At 45.9% G+C, this 16,812-nt stretch carries 17 protein-coding genes; 7 read left to right on the top strand and 10 right to left on the bottom strand.

Features of this window, described 5'->3' with window-relative positions:
- Positions 1-41 precede the first annotated feature (41 nt).
- Both H6G17_RS04410 and pheS read right to left on the bottom strand, forming a co-directional pair.
- Complete coding sequence (locus tag H6G17_RS04410) at positions 42-221, bottom strand: hypothetical protein (protein ID WP_192154518.1); 180 nt, start codon at positions 219-221, stop codon at positions 42-44.
- A gap of 208 nt (positions 222-429) precedes the next feature.
- Positions 430-1,431 (bottom strand): phenylalanine--tRNA ligase subunit alpha, encoded by a 1,002-nt coding sequence (gene pheS / locus H6G17_RS04415; RefSeq protein ID WP_192154520.1) that lies wholly within the window; start codon positions 1,429-1,431, stop codon positions 430-432.
- A gap of 217 nt (positions 1,432-1,648) precedes the next feature.
- Between pheS and surE the strand changes: the two genes are divergently transcribed.
- Together surE and H6G17_RS04425 are read left to right on the top strand one after the other, a co-directional pair.
- Positions 1,649-2,452, top strand: coding sequence for a 5'/3'-nucleotidase SurE (surE, locus tag H6G17_RS04420; protein WP_192154522.1), 804 nt, complete (start codon positions 1,649-1,651; stop codon positions 2,450-2,452).
- Between the two features lie 90 nt (positions 2,453-2,542).
- Complete coding sequence (locus tag H6G17_RS04425; RefSeq protein WP_192154524.1) at positions 2,543-3,553, top strand: bifunctional riboflavin kinase/FAD synthetase; 1,011 nt, start codon at positions 2,543-2,545, stop codon at positions 3,551-3,553.
- A gap of 26 nt (positions 3,554-3,579) precedes the next feature.
- On the opposite strand, the gene H6G17_RS04430 is transcribed toward H6G17_RS04425, so the two are convergent.
- On the bottom strand, positions 3,580-3,966 hold the full coding sequence (locus H6G17_RS04430; RefSeq protein WP_192154526.1) for a hypothetical protein: 387 nt from the start codon (positions 3,964-3,966) through the stop codon (positions 3,580-3,582).
- Positions 3,967-4,213: 247 nt separating this feature from the next.
- On the opposite strand from H6G17_RS04430, the gene rpsO reads away from it, so the two are divergent.
- From rpsO to aroF, 3 genes are all read left to right on the top strand, one after another.
- Positions 4,214-4,483, top strand: coding sequence for a 30S ribosomal protein S15 (rpsO, locus tag H6G17_RS04435; protein ID WP_015154123.1), 270 nt, complete (start codon positions 4,214-4,216; stop codon positions 4,481-4,483).
- A 15-nt stretch (positions 4,484-4,498) separates the two neighbouring features.
- On the top strand, positions 4,499-4,969 hold the full coding sequence (locus H6G17_RS04440; protein WP_192154528.1) for a PAM68 family protein: 471 nt from the start codon (positions 4,499-4,501) through the stop codon (positions 4,967-4,969).
- Between the two features lie 232 nt (positions 4,970-5,201).
- Positions 5,202-6,260 (top strand): 3-deoxy-7-phosphoheptulonate synthase, encoded by a 1,059-nt coding sequence (aroF, locus tag H6G17_RS04445; protein ID WP_192154530.1) that lies wholly within the window; start codon positions 5,202-5,204, stop codon positions 6,258-6,260.
- Between the two features lie 78 nt (positions 6,261-6,338).
- Here the strand turns inward: aroF and H6G17_RS04450 are convergent, their stop codons facing one another.
- The 3 genes from H6G17_RS04450 to H6G17_RS04460 all read right to left on the bottom strand — a co-directional run bounded on the left by H6G17_RS04450 (position 6,339) and on the right by H6G17_RS04460 (position 8,545).
- Positions 6,339-7,238, bottom strand: a complete 900-nt coding sequence (locus tag H6G17_RS04450) for a hypothetical protein (protein WP_199316493.1) — start codon at positions 7,236-7,238, stop codon at positions 6,339-6,341.
- Between the two features lie 197 nt (positions 7,239-7,435).
- On the bottom strand, positions 7,436-8,125 hold the full coding sequence (locus H6G17_RS04455; RefSeq protein WP_192154534.1) for a response regulator transcription factor: 690 nt from the start codon (positions 8,123-8,125) through the stop codon (positions 7,436-7,438).
- A gap of 66 nt (positions 8,126-8,191) precedes the next feature.
- On the bottom strand, positions 8,192-8,545 hold the full coding sequence (locus H6G17_RS04460) for a hypothetical protein (protein ID WP_192154536.1): 354 nt from the start codon (positions 8,543-8,545) through the stop codon (positions 8,192-8,194).
- Between the two features lie 381 nt (positions 8,546-8,926).
- Here H6G17_RS04460 and H6G17_RS04465 point away from each other — a divergent pair, with 381 nt between their 5' ends.
- Positions 8,927-9,868: a cation diffusion facilitator family transporter gene (locus H6G17_RS04465; protein WP_192154538.1), complete on the top strand. Its 942-nt coding sequence runs from the start codon at positions 8,927-8,929 to the stop codon at positions 9,866-9,868.
- Positions 9,869-10,220: 352 nt separating this feature from the next.
- A complete protein-coding gene (locus H6G17_RS04470) occupies positions 10,221-11,144 on the top strand; it encodes a cation diffusion facilitator family transporter (protein ID WP_192154540.1) in 924 nt (307 codons plus the stop codon).
- Between the two features lie 106 nt (positions 11,145-11,250).
- Here the strand turns inward: H6G17_RS04470 and H6G17_RS04475 are convergent, their stop codons facing one another.
- The 4 genes from H6G17_RS04475 to H6G17_RS04490 all read right to left on the bottom strand — a co-directional run bounded on the left by H6G17_RS04475 (position 11,251) and on the right by H6G17_RS04490 (position 16,781).
- Positions 11,251-11,547 carry a hypothetical protein gene (locus H6G17_RS04475; protein ID WP_192154542.1) on the bottom strand — a complete coding sequence of 99 codons (297 nt, stop codon included), beginning with the start codon at positions 11,545-11,547 and terminating at the stop codon, positions 11,251-11,253.
- 57 nt (positions 11,548-11,604) lie between these two features.
- Positions 11,605-14,091, bottom strand: a complete 2,487-nt coding sequence (locus tag H6G17_RS04480) for an ATP-dependent Clp protease ATP-binding subunit (RefSeq protein ID WP_192154544.1) — start codon at positions 14,089-14,091, stop codon at positions 11,605-11,607.
- A 166-nt stretch (positions 14,092-14,257) separates the two neighbouring features.
- Complete coding sequence (locus H6G17_RS04485) at positions 14,258-14,482, bottom strand: hypothetical protein (protein WP_192154546.1); 225 nt, start codon at positions 14,480-14,482, stop codon at positions 14,258-14,260.
- Positions 14,436-16,781, bottom strand: coding sequence for an ATP-binding protein (locus tag H6G17_RS04490; protein WP_199316495.1), 2,346 nt, complete (start codon positions 16,779-16,781; stop codon positions 14,436-14,438). Before H6G17_RS04490 ends, H6G17_RS04485 begins: the two co-directional genes overlap by 47 nt.
- Positions 16,782-16,812 lie beyond the last annotated feature (31 nt).

Consider the following 16,812-nt stretch of genomic DNA (forward strand, 5'->3'; position numbering starts at 1 on the left):
GTGAGGCTCTGCCTACAAAAATAGCATAGTACCGAAACGAATTAGGAAGCCGAACAGTTGAGGCGATCTCTATCCGAACCTTCAAATAACTTCAAGAAGACGTTGTTAGCTGCTAGTTGTACATAAAGTCTACCTAGACGAACAGCATATCGCCTCTGCCAAAAACTAGCTCGTTCGCGGTTGAATTGTCCGTCATTCACTGTATTCTCGATAACCATCATAAGTATTTTGTGTGCGAAATTTTTTGTCTTCGAGCGAGAGTTAGTAACTGTTGTTTGTTGTTGCCTAACTTAAATTCTAAGTATGACACCTCTGAGAAGTCTTCCTACTACGGTTACAGTTTTGGAAACAGGGTGTGTCATTCGTCACTAGTTCCTCGTCATTCGCTGAGTCACAAATGACCAAAGACCGACGATCGATGACATTCATCTAAAACTGTCGCAAAAACCGCAGATCGCTACTGTAAAAGCGACGAATATCGTCGATTTGGTGGAGTACCATTGCCAGCCGTTCCACACCCATACCAGCGGCAAAACCGGTGTATACCTCTGGGTCGTATCCTACAGCTTTCAACACGTTCGGATCGATCGCGCCGCAGCCCATAACTTCCAGCCAACGTCCCTTCCACTGTACGTCTACTTCAGCTGACGGTTCGGTGAAGGGAAAATAACTAGCACGGAAGCGGATCGGCACGTCACCAAACATTTCTTGTAAAAATACTTGGATCGTACCTTTGAGATCGGTGAAAGTTATACCCTCATCTACCGCGAAAAATTCTATCTGATGGAAAACTGCGGCATGGGTAGCATCTACAGTATCTCGCCGATAGCAGCGACCTGGAACCACAATTCGCACGGGCGGCTCGTTGTCTTCCATATAGTGAATTTGCCCGTTTGATGTATGAGTCCGCAGCAAATTTCCGTCAGGGAGATATAATGTATCCTGCATATCCCGTGCTGGATGGTCGGGTAAGAAATTCAGTGCCTCGAAATTGTAGTAATCCGATTCGATTTCTGGTCCCGTTGCTACGGTGTAACCCAGACCGACGAAAATATCAATAATTCTGTCAGTAGTACTGTTGAGGGGATGGGCGTGACCGAGGGGACGAAAAACCCCAGGCATAGTAACATCTATAGTTTCAGATTCTAATTTTGCCTGGAGTCGGGCTGCTTGAAGCTTAGTACGTCGATCGTCTAAACCTGCTTGTACTGCCTCTTTAACAGTGTTGGCGATCGCGCCAAATTGCGGACGTTCTTCAGCTGAGAGCTGACCCATTTGCCGCATAATTGCAGACAACTGACCTTTTTTGCCCAAGTACGCTACTCTAAGTTCTTCCAATCGCTCCAAATTATCAACAGCAGCGATCGCAGTTTGCGCTTCCTGTCGTAGCGTTTCTAGTTGAGTTACTAAGTTACTAGGCTGGTCGGTCATTCTCTTTTAGCTGCTAACAATAATAAAATGTCTAACTGCGTCTATCTTATCAATGAAGAAGGAGACAGGAGACAGAAGATAGGAAACAGGAGAACAATTTAGCCTTTCTCCCGACTCCCGACTCCCGACTCCTGTACGGGCGGGTTTAACCGCAGAATAATTTGTTCTAGTACAGGTATCCTTAAAAAACCCGCCCCTATGACTCCCCACATATCTAATGAAACTACTGATCAGCAATGACGATGGCATTTACGCTTTTGGTGTCCGCACCCTTGCCAATACTTTAGCTGAGGCGGGACACGATGTATTTGTCGTCTGCCCCGATCGCGAACGATCGGCGACTGGACACGGTTTGACCCTGCATCAGCCGATCCGCGCCGAACCGATCGAATCGATTTTTCATCCCAAAATTAAAGCTTGGGCGTGTTCTGGCACTCCTTCTGATTGCGTGAAGTTGGCTTTGTGGGCTTTACTCGACACCCCCCCCGATCTAGTTCTGTCTGGCATCAATCAAGGGGCGAATCTAGGTACTGATATTTTGTATTCCGGTACGGTTTCTGCCGCAATGGAAGGGATCATTGAGCGCATCCCTAGTATTGCTTTTAGCCTTACTAGTTTTACCCATCAAGATTTTCAAGTCGCAGCTAACTTTGCTCGGTCTTTGGTTGCGCAGTTGGAACGGGAACCGCTACCACAATTGATTTTACTCAACGTTAACGTTCCTCCCGTGCCACAAGCAGACATTACTGGAGTCACGTTCACTCGTCAGGGCATACGACGATATGTAGATGTCTTTGAAAAACGAGTCGATCCCCGTGGCAAAACTTATTACTGGCTGGCAGGGGAACTATTAGAAGAAGTGGAACCAGAACCGGATCTGCATTTGCCTCAAAACATTCCTACCGACGTGGATGCGATTCGCCAAAATTACATTACCGTCACGCCGTTGCAATATAACCTGACTTGTGCATCGGGTTTACAACAATTAAGTCAACGGCAAATACATTTTCCATCTGGGTAGCGATCGCGATTGATAAGCCAACAACACAAGAATAATTCACACCAGGCAAATAGTTTGTGCCAAAGTGTAGTTTGTGTCAAGATGTAAAGCGTGTGGATAACTGAATCTACTACTAACGCTCTAACTCCAACTGCTGTTGCCCTGGGAAATTTTGACGGTTTGCATCGCGGGCATCAGCAAGTGATTCAGCCTGTCGTGAAGAATTTGGGAGTCGGGAGTCGGGAGTCGGGAGTCGGAAATCGTGAATTCCAACCTCTAACTCCCTGTCCAACAGTAGTGACGTTTAATCCTCATCCGCAGGAGTTTTTTAGCGGACAGTCTCGCCAACTGCTGACACCACTACCAGAGAAAGTCAAGCAGTTATCCAGTTGGGGGATCGAGCAGTTGGTATTGCTGCCTTTCAACCGAGAGCTAGCAGCGTTAAGTCCTGAAGATTTTGTCGAGCAAATATTAGTACAACAACTGCAAGCGAAAACGATTAGCATCGGACAAGATTTTCGCTTTGGCAAGCAGCGCCGCGGTACGGCAACAGATTTACAGGCGATCGCAGCTCGATTTGGTATTCCCGTGGCGATTTTGCCAAACTACAACTGTGAAGGCGAGAGGATTAGCAGTTCTGCGATTCGACAAGCATTAACTGAAGGCAATGTCAAACGTGCTGAGTTGTTATTGGCTCGTCCTTATACTCTTCAAGGTAAGGTCGTCAAAGGACAGCAATTAGGAAGAACCATAGGCTTTCCCACGGCTAACGTTGAATTACCCAAAAATAAGTTTTTACCCCGCCTCGGTGTTTATGCCGTGAAAGTCTGTCTAGAAGGCGAGAGGTTGGATTGTCAATCTTGCTTGCTACCTTTGGCATCTGGAGTGATGAATCTTGGCTATCGTCCTACTGTTGAAGGAATTGGGCTAACGGTAGAAGTACATTTGTTTGATTGGTCGGGCGATCTTTATGGTAAAGCGATCGCCGTTCAATTAGAGGAATTTATCCGACCGGAAAAAAAGTTTGCTTCCCTAGATGAACTGAAAGCACAAATTGCAACTGATTCCGCCAAGGCAAGAAATTTGCTATCACCAGATATCACACATGAAAAAGTAGATTGATTTACGGATGTGCTGTGTATTGTTGCTTAAGCTAGAAACTGGGAAAACAACCAAGGAGCAATAGCAACCCAGATGAGGACTACGAGCCAGATTCGTCCTGCCAAAATGTTGTAGTCGCTCAGCAGCTTGCTCCACGAATGTCCAGCAACGAAGTGACCAAAAGTAAATTCAAAGATAACAGTAAGCCCCAGCCAGAGCAATCCAACGGCGATCGCCTGCTTGGGTGAATCAAAACCCCACAGATGTGCGATCGTCCATATGTAAAGACCTAATAGGAAGACTCCAGTAGCAGTTGAAACTTGATGGGCGCGTAGCTCACTGAAATATTTCCCGTATGTGACCTGCCTAATCACACCATTGATAATACCAATAAATACCATGGGAATCCATGCCAGAATGTAGCGTAAAATCATGGCTTATTCCTCAAATGTGGCTCTTCCATTATAAAACTGAAGGATGGCGCTACATTGTCGGCGAGTGATATGGAAAGACAAGGGGGAGAAGGGGGACAAGGGAGAGCGCACGAGAAAATTCTCCCTTGTGTCCTCCCACGCTTTCCACACTTCACGCACCACGCACTACTCTCTACTGATAACTGGTCACTATAAAAGCCTGTGGTACAATGAAAAATCGCGGCATTTTATGACTAAAGAGTAAATCATGGCACTGACACAACAGCGCAAGCAAGAGCTTATTTCCGAATATCAAGTTCACGATACCGATACGGGATCGACTGAAGTACAAATAGCAATGCTAACAGAGCGGATTAGCCGTCTCAGCGAGCATCTACGCAGCAATCAGAAAGACCACTCTTCACGACGGGGCTTGTTAAAATTAATCGGACAGCGCAAGCGGCTGTTAAGCTTCTTGCAAAGTGAAGACAAACAAAAATATCAGAATTTATTAGCTCGTCTCGGTATCCGAGGTTAGAAAGGGTTGGAAACTATGGCAGCTGAAGAACCGCAAAAGCAAAGCGATCGCCTCCCGTTTGAACCTGCTAGGAAGCGCCAAAAATCTCCCAAGGCACAAGCCTCTGCGACTCAAGAAACCAAAGCACAACCGAACCGCAAGTTAACGAAGCGGGAAAAGGAAGAAATCGCTATTCCTAAAGTTGTTAGCAGTCGGATGGCACGGCGGATGGCAGCGTTTGCTGGGATACCAACATTTTTCGGGGTATCTACCTTTTTTGTCAGCTACATAGTTGCGAGCAACGGCTGGTTGAGATTGCCTCCCATAGCCGTGTTGATGGTGAGCATGGGATGTTTTGGCTTAGGCGTGTTAGGAATTACCTACGGTATTCTCTCTGCTTCTTGGGATGAAGATAGAATCGGAGGCATCTGGGGCAGACAAGAGTTCCAGACTAACTGGGGGCGTATGGTAGAAGCTTGGCGAGCAAATCGGCAAAAGAATGTTTAACTAAAATGTCAGCCACCAACTTTTAGTACTTAACCTTAACTTGAACGAGGCGAGTGGGTGAAAAGGAGACGAACAGGGCTTTTGCATGGCGATCGCACAATCCTTAACTTTTCATCCCTTCGTTATATAAAAATTTCAACTGAGTATTTATTTAGCGAGCAGTGAGTCGTGAGTAGTCGATAGTAACTGGTCACTGATAACTGACAACTGATAACTGAATAAGGAATTTAGCATGATTATTGTGATGAAAGTTGGTTCGCCACAAGCAGAGATCGATCGCATTAGTGAAGAAATGAGCGGTCGAGGGTTAACACCTGAGAGGATTGTGGGGAAACATAAAGTTGTAATCGGATTAGTCGGCGAAACAGCCGCCCTCGATCCTCTACAAATGCAAGAAATTAGTCCTTGGATCGAACAAGTTTTGCGAGTAGAACAACCATTCAAACGTGCGAGTTTAGAGTTTCGTCACGGACAACCTACAGACGTAGCGATCGAAACACCAGACGGAGTAGTTCACATCGGTCAAAATCACCCAGTGGTGACAATTGCGGGTCCCTGCTCGGTTGAAAATGAAGAGATGATCGTGGCTACGGCGCAGAATGTCAAAGCGTCAGGAGCTAAACTGTTGCGTGGTGGAGCGTACAAACCTCGGACATCTCCTTATGCTTTCCAAGGACATGGTGAAAGTGCTTTAGGCTTGTTAGCTGCTGCACGGGAAGCTACGGGTTTGGGCATCATTACTGAAGTGATGGACGCGGAAGATTTGGACAAGATTGTAGAAGTCGCCGATGTCGTCCAAGTCGGGGCGCGGAATATGCAAAATTTCTCGCTGTTGAAAAAAGTGGGAGCGCAACCCAAACCAGTGTTCTTAAAACGAGGGATGTCAGCCACAATTGAAGAATGGTTGATGGCAGCTGAATATATCATGGCTGCGGGGAATCCTAACGTGATTTTGTGCGAACGGGGTATTCGTACCTTCGATCGCCAGTATGCGCGAAATACTCTAGATTTATCAGTTATTCCCGTATTGCGATCGCTGACTCACCTACCAATCGCGATCGACCCCAGCCACGGCACGGGAAGGGCAGAATACGTACCATCAATGGCAATGGCGGCGATCGCGGCGGGTGCAGATTCGCTGATGATAGAAGTCCATCCAAACCCTGCTAAAGCCCTATCTGATGGACCCCAATCCCTCACACCGCAAAGATTCGATCGCTTAATGCAGGAACTCAGCGTTATTGGCAGAGCAGTAGGGCGCTGGCAGCAGCCAGTTGTTGCTTTGACATAACTTAGGGCAGGTAACGCTCATCCCCAAAATTCGTAAGGGCGCACAGATGTGCGCCCTTACCGCAGATAAATTTAACGTCTAGCGTCTTCTACTACCGAAAGAACTCCGGCTGCGGCTACCACTACCGAAAGAACCCCGGCTGCGACTACCACTACCAAAACTACCAGAAGATGGTCTTCTGTAGGTGGAGTTACGATTACCCGACGGGCGCAGAATGTTAGTACCGTAGCCCGACCCGGTAGGACGGTTAGTCGTGCGTGCGGGTGTGCGTACCGTGCTACCCGAAGGAGTTCTAATTCTACCTGTGGTACGGAAGGTTTGTCTGTTTCTAACTGCTGCTGGAGCCGCATTGTAGCGCGTGCGATAGCTGCTTACGGCGCGATCGTAACTATTACCATAACCGCCATAGCCTCTGAGAACGCTTACCCCTGGTTGATAGACGGGTGGAACGTAGTACTGTGGTCTAAATAACAGACTACCGATCGCCTGACCTGCTAGATTACCCGCTAAGGCTCCAGCAAATGGTGTCCAGAAACTCGTTTCTTGTCGTACAACTACAGCTTCTTGCTGCCCGGTTTGCGGATTTGTCTGCGTTTCCGTGACGTTATGAACGTACTGAATCCGAAAATCTTCAGTTAGATATAAAGCTGGCTGTCCGTTTTCTACTTTCAAATAGCTTTTTTGACCTGCTTTAATTTGTTCGTCGGTCAGCCGTGCCATCTGTAAATTTTGAGTGTTGTAAACTGGGGGCGTACCAGCAGGAGTATTGAGTAAGACTAAACTATATGTCCCATCAACATCATTATATTCAGCTTGCTGTACGGGATATTCACCATCGGCGAGCTGGCTAGAAACGCTTTCTCGCGTAGCTACATTTCTAGTAGCTTGGGGATTATTCGCTTCATTGGGTCCTCCACAAGCTACAGTTGTCCAGCATAAAGTTAAGGTTAAAAACAAGATTGTGAATTTACGCAACATGGAGCAATCCACTTAAATTGAGCTTTCATCATAACTCTAGCAAGTTCAGATGCAAGGGAATTCCTCCGTTAGCTAGGAACTTTTTGCCCCTTGAAGCATCGCACCTATCTCTTTTTACTCAAGTAGAGTAGGCTAGAAACTGTTGTAGATAATACTTTCACGCACTGGCGATCGCCTTTCTAGCCATAAGTTACAACCTACTCAATCAAGCCATGTTCTAGGGCAAACCGAACTAATTCAGTACGGCTATTTGTACCAGTTTTGCTAAAAAGGCGGCTGACGTATTTCTCTACGTTACGGACGCTCGTTTGCAGGCGGCGAGCGATTTCTTTGTTCATCAATCCTTCTGTCACCAAATTCAAGACGCTTTGTTCTCGCGGTGTTAGATCGATTTTTATTGGGGCGGGAGTCGTATTAATTGCACTACGCTGAGTTAGCATTGCCTTAATTTGAGCGATTTGATTGGCTAATTCAGCGATGTCGGGGGCTTCACCTTCTGCCAAAGGTTGACTGACGGGGCGACGGTCTAATAAGTTTTCAACAATTGCCACCAACTCATCGGGATCGAAAGGTTTGGGAATATAGGCATCTACACCAGAGTTGTAGCCCTGAATGCGATCGGTTGTCATCCCTTTAGCAGTCAAAAATACCACTGGTAGGCGTTTGAAGCGAGGATCTTCGCGCATTTGCTTCAGAAATTGATAGCCGTCTACCTGGGGCATCATGATATCTGAAATCACCAAGTCGGGAGTACTTTGCTGCAATAAATCCCAACCTTCGCGGGCATTACTTGCAACTTGCACGGCGAAGCCGCTTTCTTCTAAGTAGTCCTTGACGGCTTCCCGCAATCCAGGTTCATCATCGACTAGTAAAAGACGTGGTGACATTCCAATTCTTACATTTGATATTTAGTACCACTTTAGCGGATTTTAGACTACTCCCTCAAATGTTCTCTAGCCCTCAGTTTCTGCTAAATATCGCTCTAAGTCTTCGCTGATGCGAGTGAGTTCGGCTTCGCTAGTTATGCGAATGTTACTATCCTTGATGGTTAGCAGAACCTTTGCCGCAAAAGGACTCGCCCAAATATTAGGATTACAAAATACTTCGAGAAAAACTTCTCCCACGTGGCGATATTCCATCGGGGGTTGAGGCGTGGCTTTGCCAATCGGTGTAGTTTTGACTGCAACTGCTTTGAGACGATCCATCAACTGAGCGATCGCCGCCTGTAATTCCCGTGCTGCCGTTGGCGAAAAGCTGAAGGAAACCGAGCCTTCAACTAAATTTAAGGTTAATTGTGTAGGAGTCACGATCGGGTAATTAAAATTTGATTCTATCAGTTAACAGTTATCAGTTATCTGTGGATAGCGGCTAGTGGCTGGTAGCTAGATGCTTCTGACTTGCAACTTGCGACTGCAAAGGAGCAACTTACGACTTGATAGCTGCTCCGCAATTCTTTCGTCCTTCCTTCGTCTCTCGGTAGCTATTTTGATTTATCCCTAATAAGAACATTTTTCAAAACAATCCGAAAGAATCTAGAATTAACTGCTAATTTTATTCATTAAGTATGCAGTTTACCAATTTTTTTATTGTCTCAATTCTATATAAAAACCACAAACTAAAAGATTATTTCCTATAATTCAATTGGTTGTGATTCCGAATTTGATATTTAAAATTCAGCATTTTTAGATATGATTTTAGACAATCGTTCTGTAGTTCGTAAGGTTTTATTGATAACTTTATTGCTCAACTTATTTGTGATGGCGTTGAAAGCCACAATAGGTTGGTGGACGGGTTCGCTCAGTTTATTAGCCGATGCTTTGCATAGCATCACAGATAGCGCTAATAATGTTTTGGGATTAATTACCAGCCGCTTTTCTTCTCCCCGACCAGATCGAGATCATCCCTACGGGCATCAAAAATTTGAAGCTGTAGGAGCTTTAGGTATAGCTGCCTTTTTGGGCATTGCTTGCTTTGAAATTTTACAAGGAGCGATCGAGCGAATTTTTAGTGGGATTCAGCCAGTAAAAATTACTGAATCAGAGTTGTGGTTGCTACTAATTGTCCTGGGAGTGAATATTTTCGTGACTTTTTACGAACGTCGCGAGGGTCAAAGGGTAGGCAGTCCAATTTTGATTGCCGATGCCAAACACACTATGAGCGATGTCTGGGTGACGATTACCGTGTTATTAGGATTGATTGGTATTTGGCAGGGACGAGTTTTAAATCTGCCTCAACTTCAATGGCTAGACATCATTTTAGCGTTTCCCGTTGCCTTATTAGTGTTTTGGAGTGGTTGGCAGGTGATTAAAGAAAATTTACCTTGGTTGGTCGATGAAATCGCGATCGCCCCCGAAGCAATTCACGCGATCGCCATGTCCGTACCAGGAGTCATCAACTGTCACGATATCGCCTCCCGTGGTTTATTAGGGCGACAAGTCTTTATTGAAATGCATCTAATTGTCGATGCTGTTGATGTGGATACTGCCCATCGGATTACTGAAACCGTAGAAGCCAAACTGGAAGAGAAATTTAGCCCCGTACGGATTCTAATTCACGTTGAGCCACCTGAATACAAGTCAAACAGTATTAGCTTTGATGAGGAAAGGGAGCGCACGAGCAGGGAGCAGTGACTAGCCACTCACAAAAATTGAATTTAATTCACGATTCTGAAAAGCTCTACTTATTAAAGCGGTGCGATCGCCGTTAGATTTAGCCTTACAATCGGAGCTAAACAATAATCTTTTTCAATAAGCCAGACTGATTGTTGTAATAGTATGTAAAACTTGACTTTACCCTAAGAGAATTTAAACCATATGATTCAATTTATGGAATCACAACGTATCGTAGGTTAACAACAGATGATTTGAGCTAATAAGTGAAACTAGACAATATCAGTCTTTTATTATCTAGTAATTTTGTATACTCTTGTGTCAATTACGACCAAAAACAACAACTACTTAAGAGCAAATAACATGAAATTATATGGGAAACGATAACCGTGTAGCAGTACGGAAGGTATTGCTCGTTACCCTACTGCTGAATTTGAGCGTGACAATACTCAAAGCAATCCTGGCTTGGTGGACTGGTTCTCTCAGCTTGTTTTCGGATGCTTTACATAGCGTGACAGATAGTAGTAATAACATTTTGGGGCTAGTTGCCAATAACATGTCTTCCCCAGAACCAGATCGCGATCATCCTTACGGACATCAAAAATTTGAAGCGATAGGAGCTTTGGGAATCGCGGGTTTTATTAGCATTGCGGGTTTTGAAATTATGCAAACAGCTATAGAGCGAATGCTCAAGGGTACAGAGCTAGTTAAGGTTTCTGCACCGGAGTTGTGGTTGTTGCTGATCGTATTGGGCGTGAATATTTTTCTTGCCTATTACGAGGATGGTGAAGGACAGCGATTGGGCAGTCCGATTTTAATTGCTGATGCCAGACATACGATGAGCGATGGGTGGATTACGCTCACGGTATTGACGGGATTAATTGGCGTTTGGCAGGGACAGGAATCGGGTATTCCTTTACTACCGTGGCTTGATGTAATTTTGGCTTTTCCCGTCGCTTTTTTAGTATTTAGCAGTAGCTGGGAAGTCTTGAAAGACAATTTACCTTGGTTAGTCGATGAAATCGCGATCGCGCCTGAAGAAATTCACGCGATCGCCATGTCCGTACCAGGAGTCATCAACTGTCACGATATCGCCTCCCGTGGCGTAGTTGGTCGGCAAGTTTTTGTTGAAATGCATTTAGTCATCTACTCTTCTGACATTGAAACCGCCCACTACATAGCCGAAGAAGTAGAAGCACGGTTGCGAGAAAGATACGGTTCAGTCAGAGTCGCCATCCGCGTCGAACCGCACAATTGCCAATCTGACCAAATTAGCTACGAGTCAGCAACAGAGTGATTTACAGTTCCTCCTAACTCTTGTACGAGCGGGTTTAGCCAACGATTCAGCGCTGGCGAGCCGAAATTTTTCCTCAAAACCCGCCCCGACGACAACTGACAACCGCTCACTCCCAAGTAGCAACCGGACGTAGGATCTCAGGAATTTTTTCTTGAGTCGGGGGAAATTCGAGGATGGTTTCTCGCAAAGCGAGATAACCCGATTCACTGAAGGATAGTAGCATTCGCGCCAGAGCAAACCAAACTTCTGATTCATATTCCCAATCGCGATCGCGCACCGATCTACCAGCAATGGAACGCAGCGCCCAAAAATAGCTGTTACGAACCACAGAACCACCTTTTTTATAAGTCGGTACGTCCTCGCGGTGAAGAAACAGAATTGTATCCTCAATTTTTGCTCTCATAGTACAAAGTAGGGTGGGCAATGCCCACCCTACATTTATGGTTTATTCAAAAACATTCTAGCTAGCAGAAGACAACATCAACTCTTTTGCTTCTACTTTACTGACTTGGACTTGACTGTCAGCATCAACATCAACTAAAGCTGTGTCGCCATCGTTAATGCGACCGGATAACATAGCTTCGGCTAAAGAATCTTCCAACAGCCGCATCATTGCTCTGCGTAACGGTCTAGCACCGTAGCTAGGATTGTAGCCTTCATCGACCACTTTATCTTTAAAACGCTCTGTCACTTTCAAGGTAATAGAACGCTCGGTCAAGCGGCTAGAAATCTCTTGAAGCATGATGTCAGCAATTTGCTTGACTTCATTCTTGTTGAGTTGACGGAAGACAATGACCTCATCAAGGCGGTTGAGAAACTCAGGACGGAAATGTTGCTTGAGTTCTTCTTGGACTAAGTTGCGAACGCGATCGTATTGTGCATCAGCGCGATCGCCACCTAATTCAAATCCAATCCCACCGCCACCTTTTTCAATTACTCTCGAACCAATATTAGAGGTGAGGATAATCAGCGTGTTTTTAAAATCTACCGTGCGTCCCTTGGCATCGGTCAAACGACCGTCATCCATGATTTGCAACAGCATATTAAACACGTCGGGGTGTGCTTTCTCGATCTCGTCGAATAGCAACACGGTGTATGGTTTGCGCCGCACGGCTTCCGTTAGCTGTCCGCCTTCGTCAAAGCCTACGTAGCCAGGAGGCGAACCGATGAGCTTAGAAACAGTGTGCCGTTCCATGAATTCCGACATATCCAAGCGAATCATCGCTTCTTCAGAGCCGAAGAAGTATGCAGCAAGGGATTTGGCTAACTCCGTCTTACCTACACCAGTAGGACCAGAAAAGATAAAACTAGCGACCGGACGGTCGGGATTCTTCAATCCAACTCGCGCCCTGCGGATAGCTTTAGAAACAGCGGTAACGGCTTCTTCTTGTCCGATTAGACGCTGGTGCAGAGTATCTTCTAAGTGCAACAGCAACTCTGATTCGGATTCCGTCAGCTTGCTGACTGGTACGCCCGTCCAAGAAGCGACAATTTGAGCAATGTCTTCTTCGTCTACTACAGGAACGCTAGCGTTTTCGATTTCTTGCTTTCTATTTTCAGCGATCGCCTTTAACTGTTGCTCGATTTCCAACTCGCGATCGCGCAGTTTACCAGCATTATCGAAATCCTGTGCCGAGACTGCGGCTTCTTTCTCTTTCGTGACCTGCACCAATTCTTGCTTGAGTGCTTGGGTTTCGGGAGACTGCTTCGAGTTGCGGAAGCGGACGCGAGAACCTGCTTCATCGATCAAATCGATCGCCTTATCGGGCAAAAAGCGATCGCTAATGTAGCGATCGGACAATTTAGCAGCAGCAGCCAAAGCTAGATCTGACATCTTAACTTTATGGTGTTGCTCGTAGCGATCGCGCAATCCAAACAAAATCTCGATTGTCTCGACAACACTAGGTTCATCTACCATCACTGGCTGAAAACGCCTTTCTAGTGCTGCATCCCGTTCGATGTGCTTGCGGTACTCATCTAGGGTAGTAGCTCCCATGCACTGCAACTCGCCTCTAGCTAAGGCAGGTTTGAGCATATTTGCCGCATCGATTCCGCCTTCGACACCACCTACGCCAATTAAAGTATGGATTTCGTCGATAAATAGGATAACACTGCTATTCGATCGCACTTCATCCAAAACAGATTTGATCCGCTCTTCAAAGTCACCGCGATAGCGAGTTCCGGCAACTAACGAACCCATGTCAAGACTGTATAGCTGCTTGTCTATGAGAGTATCGGGTACGTCGTTGTTAGCAATTCGCTGCGCTAAGCCTTCGGCGATCGCGGTTTTACCAACACCAGGTTCGCCAATCAATACGGGGTTATTCTTCGTGCGCCGACCTAAAATTTGCACGGCACGTTGAACTTCTTTTTCACGACCGACAACAGGATCTAGCTTACCTTCCGCCGCTAGCTTCGTTAAATTCGTCCCAAACTCATCCAGTGTCGAAGTTTTGTTGGGAGCTGTGCCAAAACCCTTGCGTCCTTGTCTACCAGCACTAGCAACAGTTGCAACTTCACCCAACTTGCGAATCGTGTTACCACGGGCTTCGTCTAAATCGACCCCCAAGTTTTGTAGGACTTTTCCAGCAACACCTTCTCCCTCTTGGAGCAAACCTAACAACACGTGTTCTGGACCGATATAATTATGCCCCAAAGTGCGTGCTTCTGTGAAAGCTTGCTCGAATACGCGCTTGACTTTTGGTGTAAAGGGAATTTCAGCCATCGCTGGACGATTTCCTCTACCGATAATTTTTTCCACTTCGGCGCGGGCTGCTTGAAGGGTCACTCCCAGCTCGGTTAATACTTTCGCTGCAATTCCCGTGCCTTCTCCAATCAAGCCTAATAAAATTTGCTCGGTTCCTACCAAATTGTGACCCAGGCGACGTGCTTCTTCCTGGGCAAGCATAACTGCTTTAATTGCTTTATCAGTGAAATGCTCAAACATAACGGACTTCCTCTACCGAGCTGTTTGAAAAGGTGAGAATCCAACTCTTTTTACTTCTGGTGAAATTAAAATTTCTTCACCTTTGGTGAAAGAGTAATTTCTTCACCTTTGGTGAAAGAGTAATTTCTTCACCCTCTCTACATAAACTTTTATGTAGTTTCTTCCGTTAATGTATCCTTCCCAAGTACAACTCTGCATTGGTAATAGCCGTAATGCCAAAGGCGTAGTAGCCACCCTGATGACAGTTATCAGTTATCAGTGGATAGCGGCTAGTGGCTGGTGGCTGGTGGCTAGATGCTTCTGACTTGCGATCTTGATAGCTGCTCCGCGACTCTCTGTTTCCCCTACTCCCGACTCCCGACTCCCGACTCCCTGCTCTCTGCTCCCTCACACAGCGGTATTTTCACCATAAAGATCGTGCCGACTCCGACTTCGCTTTTTACGTGGATTTGACCGCCGTGGGCATCGACAGATTTTTTGACAATAGCAAGTCCCAATCCCGTACCGGAGATATTACCGACATTGCTAGCTCTGTGGAAGGAATGGAAGAGTCGATCGCGATCGCCCATCGGAATGCCGATGCCTTCGTCTTGAATTCGGAAGATTGCTACTCCTTCCTTGGAAACGATGTCAAAATAAATACTTCCACCCTTGGGTGAATACTTAATTGCGTTAGAGAGTAAATTTCCTAGTACCTGTCGCAAAAGCTTTTCATCCATACCAGCATTGATACTATCTCCCTGCGTGCGCAGAAGAATTTTATGAGCAGTGGTTGTGATTTGCATCCCTTCAACCAGTTCGCGGCAGAATTCGATCAGATCTATGGGTGATGGATTGAATTCCAGCTTACCTGCGTCTGCTTTGCCAATTAAGAGGACATCATCCAGCAAACCAGTCATGTGTTTGACAGCAGTAATGATGCGCTGGAAATGATGGCGTTTTTTCTCCTCTGTCCACTTGGAACTGTAATCTTCTAATAACTCTGCTGAAGATAAAATTGTTGTCAATGGCGTGCGGAATTCGTGGGATGCCATCGTGACGAAGCGAGATTTTAGTTCGTTCAGTTCTTTTTCTCGCGCTAGAGCTTGTCTAATTTCTGCTTCTGCTCCTTTTCGATCGGTGATGTCGCGCACGATCGCCATTACTTCGTCTTCTTCGCTTAAAGCAATTCGTGCTTCGTAATCTCGCGATTGCTCTGCGATTGTCAATCTATATTCATATATTTGAATTTCACCAGTAGCGATCGCTTGCTCGACACATTCTACTAATGGTCGAGCGATCTCTGGTACAAATAGGTCAGAGAGTTTTTTACCAACTGGCTCAGTGTGAGAAGCAATCAGCCAATCATCCTTTGCTGCTTTGTAGTTGAGGAGAGTGCCATCTTGACTGAGGCGAAACATGGAGTCGGGAATTGCATTCAGCAGGGCGCGATTGGTAGCGACGCTGGAACGCAAAGCCTCTTCTACCCTCTGGCGTTCGGTAATTTCTCTGCGTAGTTGCTCGTTTGCTAATCTTAATTCTGCCGTGCGCTGTTCTACTCTCAGCTCTAATTCGTCGTATGCTTGTTGTAATAAAGTTTCTACCCGCTTGCGCTCTGTAATATCTCGGATAATAGCCAACACTTCGCGATCGCCGCTAACAACGATGCGTGCTTCTTCCACGCGAATTTTATCGTTAACCTGTAGTTGGTACTCAAAAAGCTGAGGTTTACCTGTCTCTAAAGCAGCATGGACGTAGCGCATTCTTTGTTGAGCGACTTCCGTTGGTAACACCTCGTACTCGTTCTTACCAATCATTTGACTGCTGGTGGCAGAAAACTCGCTGTCTTTAGCTGGTATGTAGTCCAGATACGTCCCATCCGCACCGATCCGCAAGATCAAGTCGGGGATTGCCTTGAGCAAAGCCCGGTTTTTAGTTTCGCTTTCTCGCAGTGCTAGCTCGGTGTGCTTGCGCGCGGTAATATCGACGATATAGCTTCTGACCAGCTCGTTTTCTGGTAAGTAGTGGACGGATTGCTCGAAAATTTTGTCAAGAACTTCTATTTCACGAACAAAAAACGTTTCGCGATCGTCTAGCACTCTTTCTACAATTCCAGCCATAATCGGATGCTGGAGTTTAACTTCCCGCAGATCGGGAAATTGAGCGACAGCAGCGGGGTTAATGTAAGTAATATCGCCCGTGAGATCGAATTCTAGTATCGGATTTGAGATTAATTCGGGAAAGGAAGCCAAGCGAACGAGTACTGACTCTTTAGAGTTAGCAAACTCGATATTTTCAATAATTTGCGTGGGTGGGCTGTGATGGGAGCTAGAATTTAGCCCACTAGAATCAGATTCGCGATCGCTATTGCAGTAGTAAGTGGCATTTACATCTCCAGCAAATTCAATTTCATCGCCATGTTTGAGATCGTGCGAGAAACAAGATTTTTTATTGATGCGAATGCCATTCGTGCTGGGCTTGCCTTGTAAATTACCGTCAATGATGCGAAAAAAATGGTTGGCAGTACCAGGAGTTGTGACGCGCAACAAGATCGCGTGCTGGCGAGAGACAAGCTTAGACTGCAACACAATTGAGTTAGAAGAGTCACGCCCTAGAGTACAGGTCGCAGCCTCCAATACGACTACGCGCTTACCTGCGTTATCTTCGATCTCCAGCCAATGCTGAGTTTGCTGTGGTTCTTTCTCTGGCACTGTTTTAAGGCAGCATATCTATAAATTGTTA

Source organism: Chroococcidiopsis sp. [FACHB-1243] (genome assembly GCF_014696895.1).
Taxonomy (GTDB): Bacteria; Cyanobacteriota; Cyanobacteriia; order Cyanobacteriales; family Chroococcidiopsidaceae; genus Chroococcidiopsis.

Excerpts from the sequence above, each read along its gene's own strand:
- H6G17_RS04410 (WP_192154518.1), bottom strand. The coding sequence starts at position 221 with ATGATGGTTATCGAGAATACAGTGAATGACGGACAATTCAACCGCGAA.
- pheS (WP_192154520.1), bottom strand. The coding sequence starts at position 1,431 with ATGACCGACCAGCCTAGTAACTTAGTAACTCAACTAGAAACGCTACGA.
- surE (WP_192154522.1), top strand. The coding sequence starts at position 1,649 with ATGAAACTACTGATCAGCAATGACGATGGCATTTACGCTTTTGGTGTC.
- H6G17_RS04430 (WP_192154526.1), bottom strand. The coding sequence starts at position 3,966 with ATGATTTTACGCTACATTCTGGCATGGATTCCCATGGTATTTATTGGT.
- rpsO (WP_015154123.1), top strand. The coding sequence starts at position 4,214 with ATGGCACTGACACAACAGCGCAAGCAAGAGCTTATTTCCGAATATCAA.
- H6G17_RS04440 (WP_192154528.1), top strand. The coding sequence starts at position 4,499 with ATGGCAGCTGAAGAACCGCAAAAGCAAAGCGATCGCCTCCCGTTTGAA.
- aroF (WP_192154530.1), top strand. The coding sequence starts at position 5,202 with ATGATTATTGTGATGAAAGTTGGTTCGCCACAAGCAGAGATCGATCGC.
- H6G17_RS04450 (WP_199316493.1), bottom strand. The coding sequence starts at position 7,238 with ATGTTGCGTAAATTCACAATCTTGTTTTTAACCTTAACTTTATGCTGG.
- H6G17_RS04455 (WP_192154534.1), bottom strand. The coding sequence starts at position 8,125 with ATGTCACCACGTCTTTTACTAGTCGATGATGAACCTGGATTGCGGGAA.
- H6G17_RS04465 (WP_192154538.1), top strand. The coding sequence starts at position 8,927 with ATGATTTTAGACAATCGTTCTGTAGTTCGTAAGGTTTTATTGATAACT.
- H6G17_RS04470 (WP_192154540.1), top strand. The coding sequence starts at position 10,221 with ATGGGAAACGATAACCGTGTAGCAGTACGGAAGGTATTGCTCGTTACC.
- H6G17_RS04475 (WP_192154542.1), bottom strand. The coding sequence starts at position 11,547 with ATGAGAGCAAAAATTGAGGATACAATTCTGTTTCTTCACCGCGAGGAC.
- H6G17_RS04480 (WP_192154544.1), bottom strand. The coding sequence starts at position 14,091 with ATGTTTGAGCATTTCACTGATAAAGCAATTAAAGCAGTTATGCTTGCC.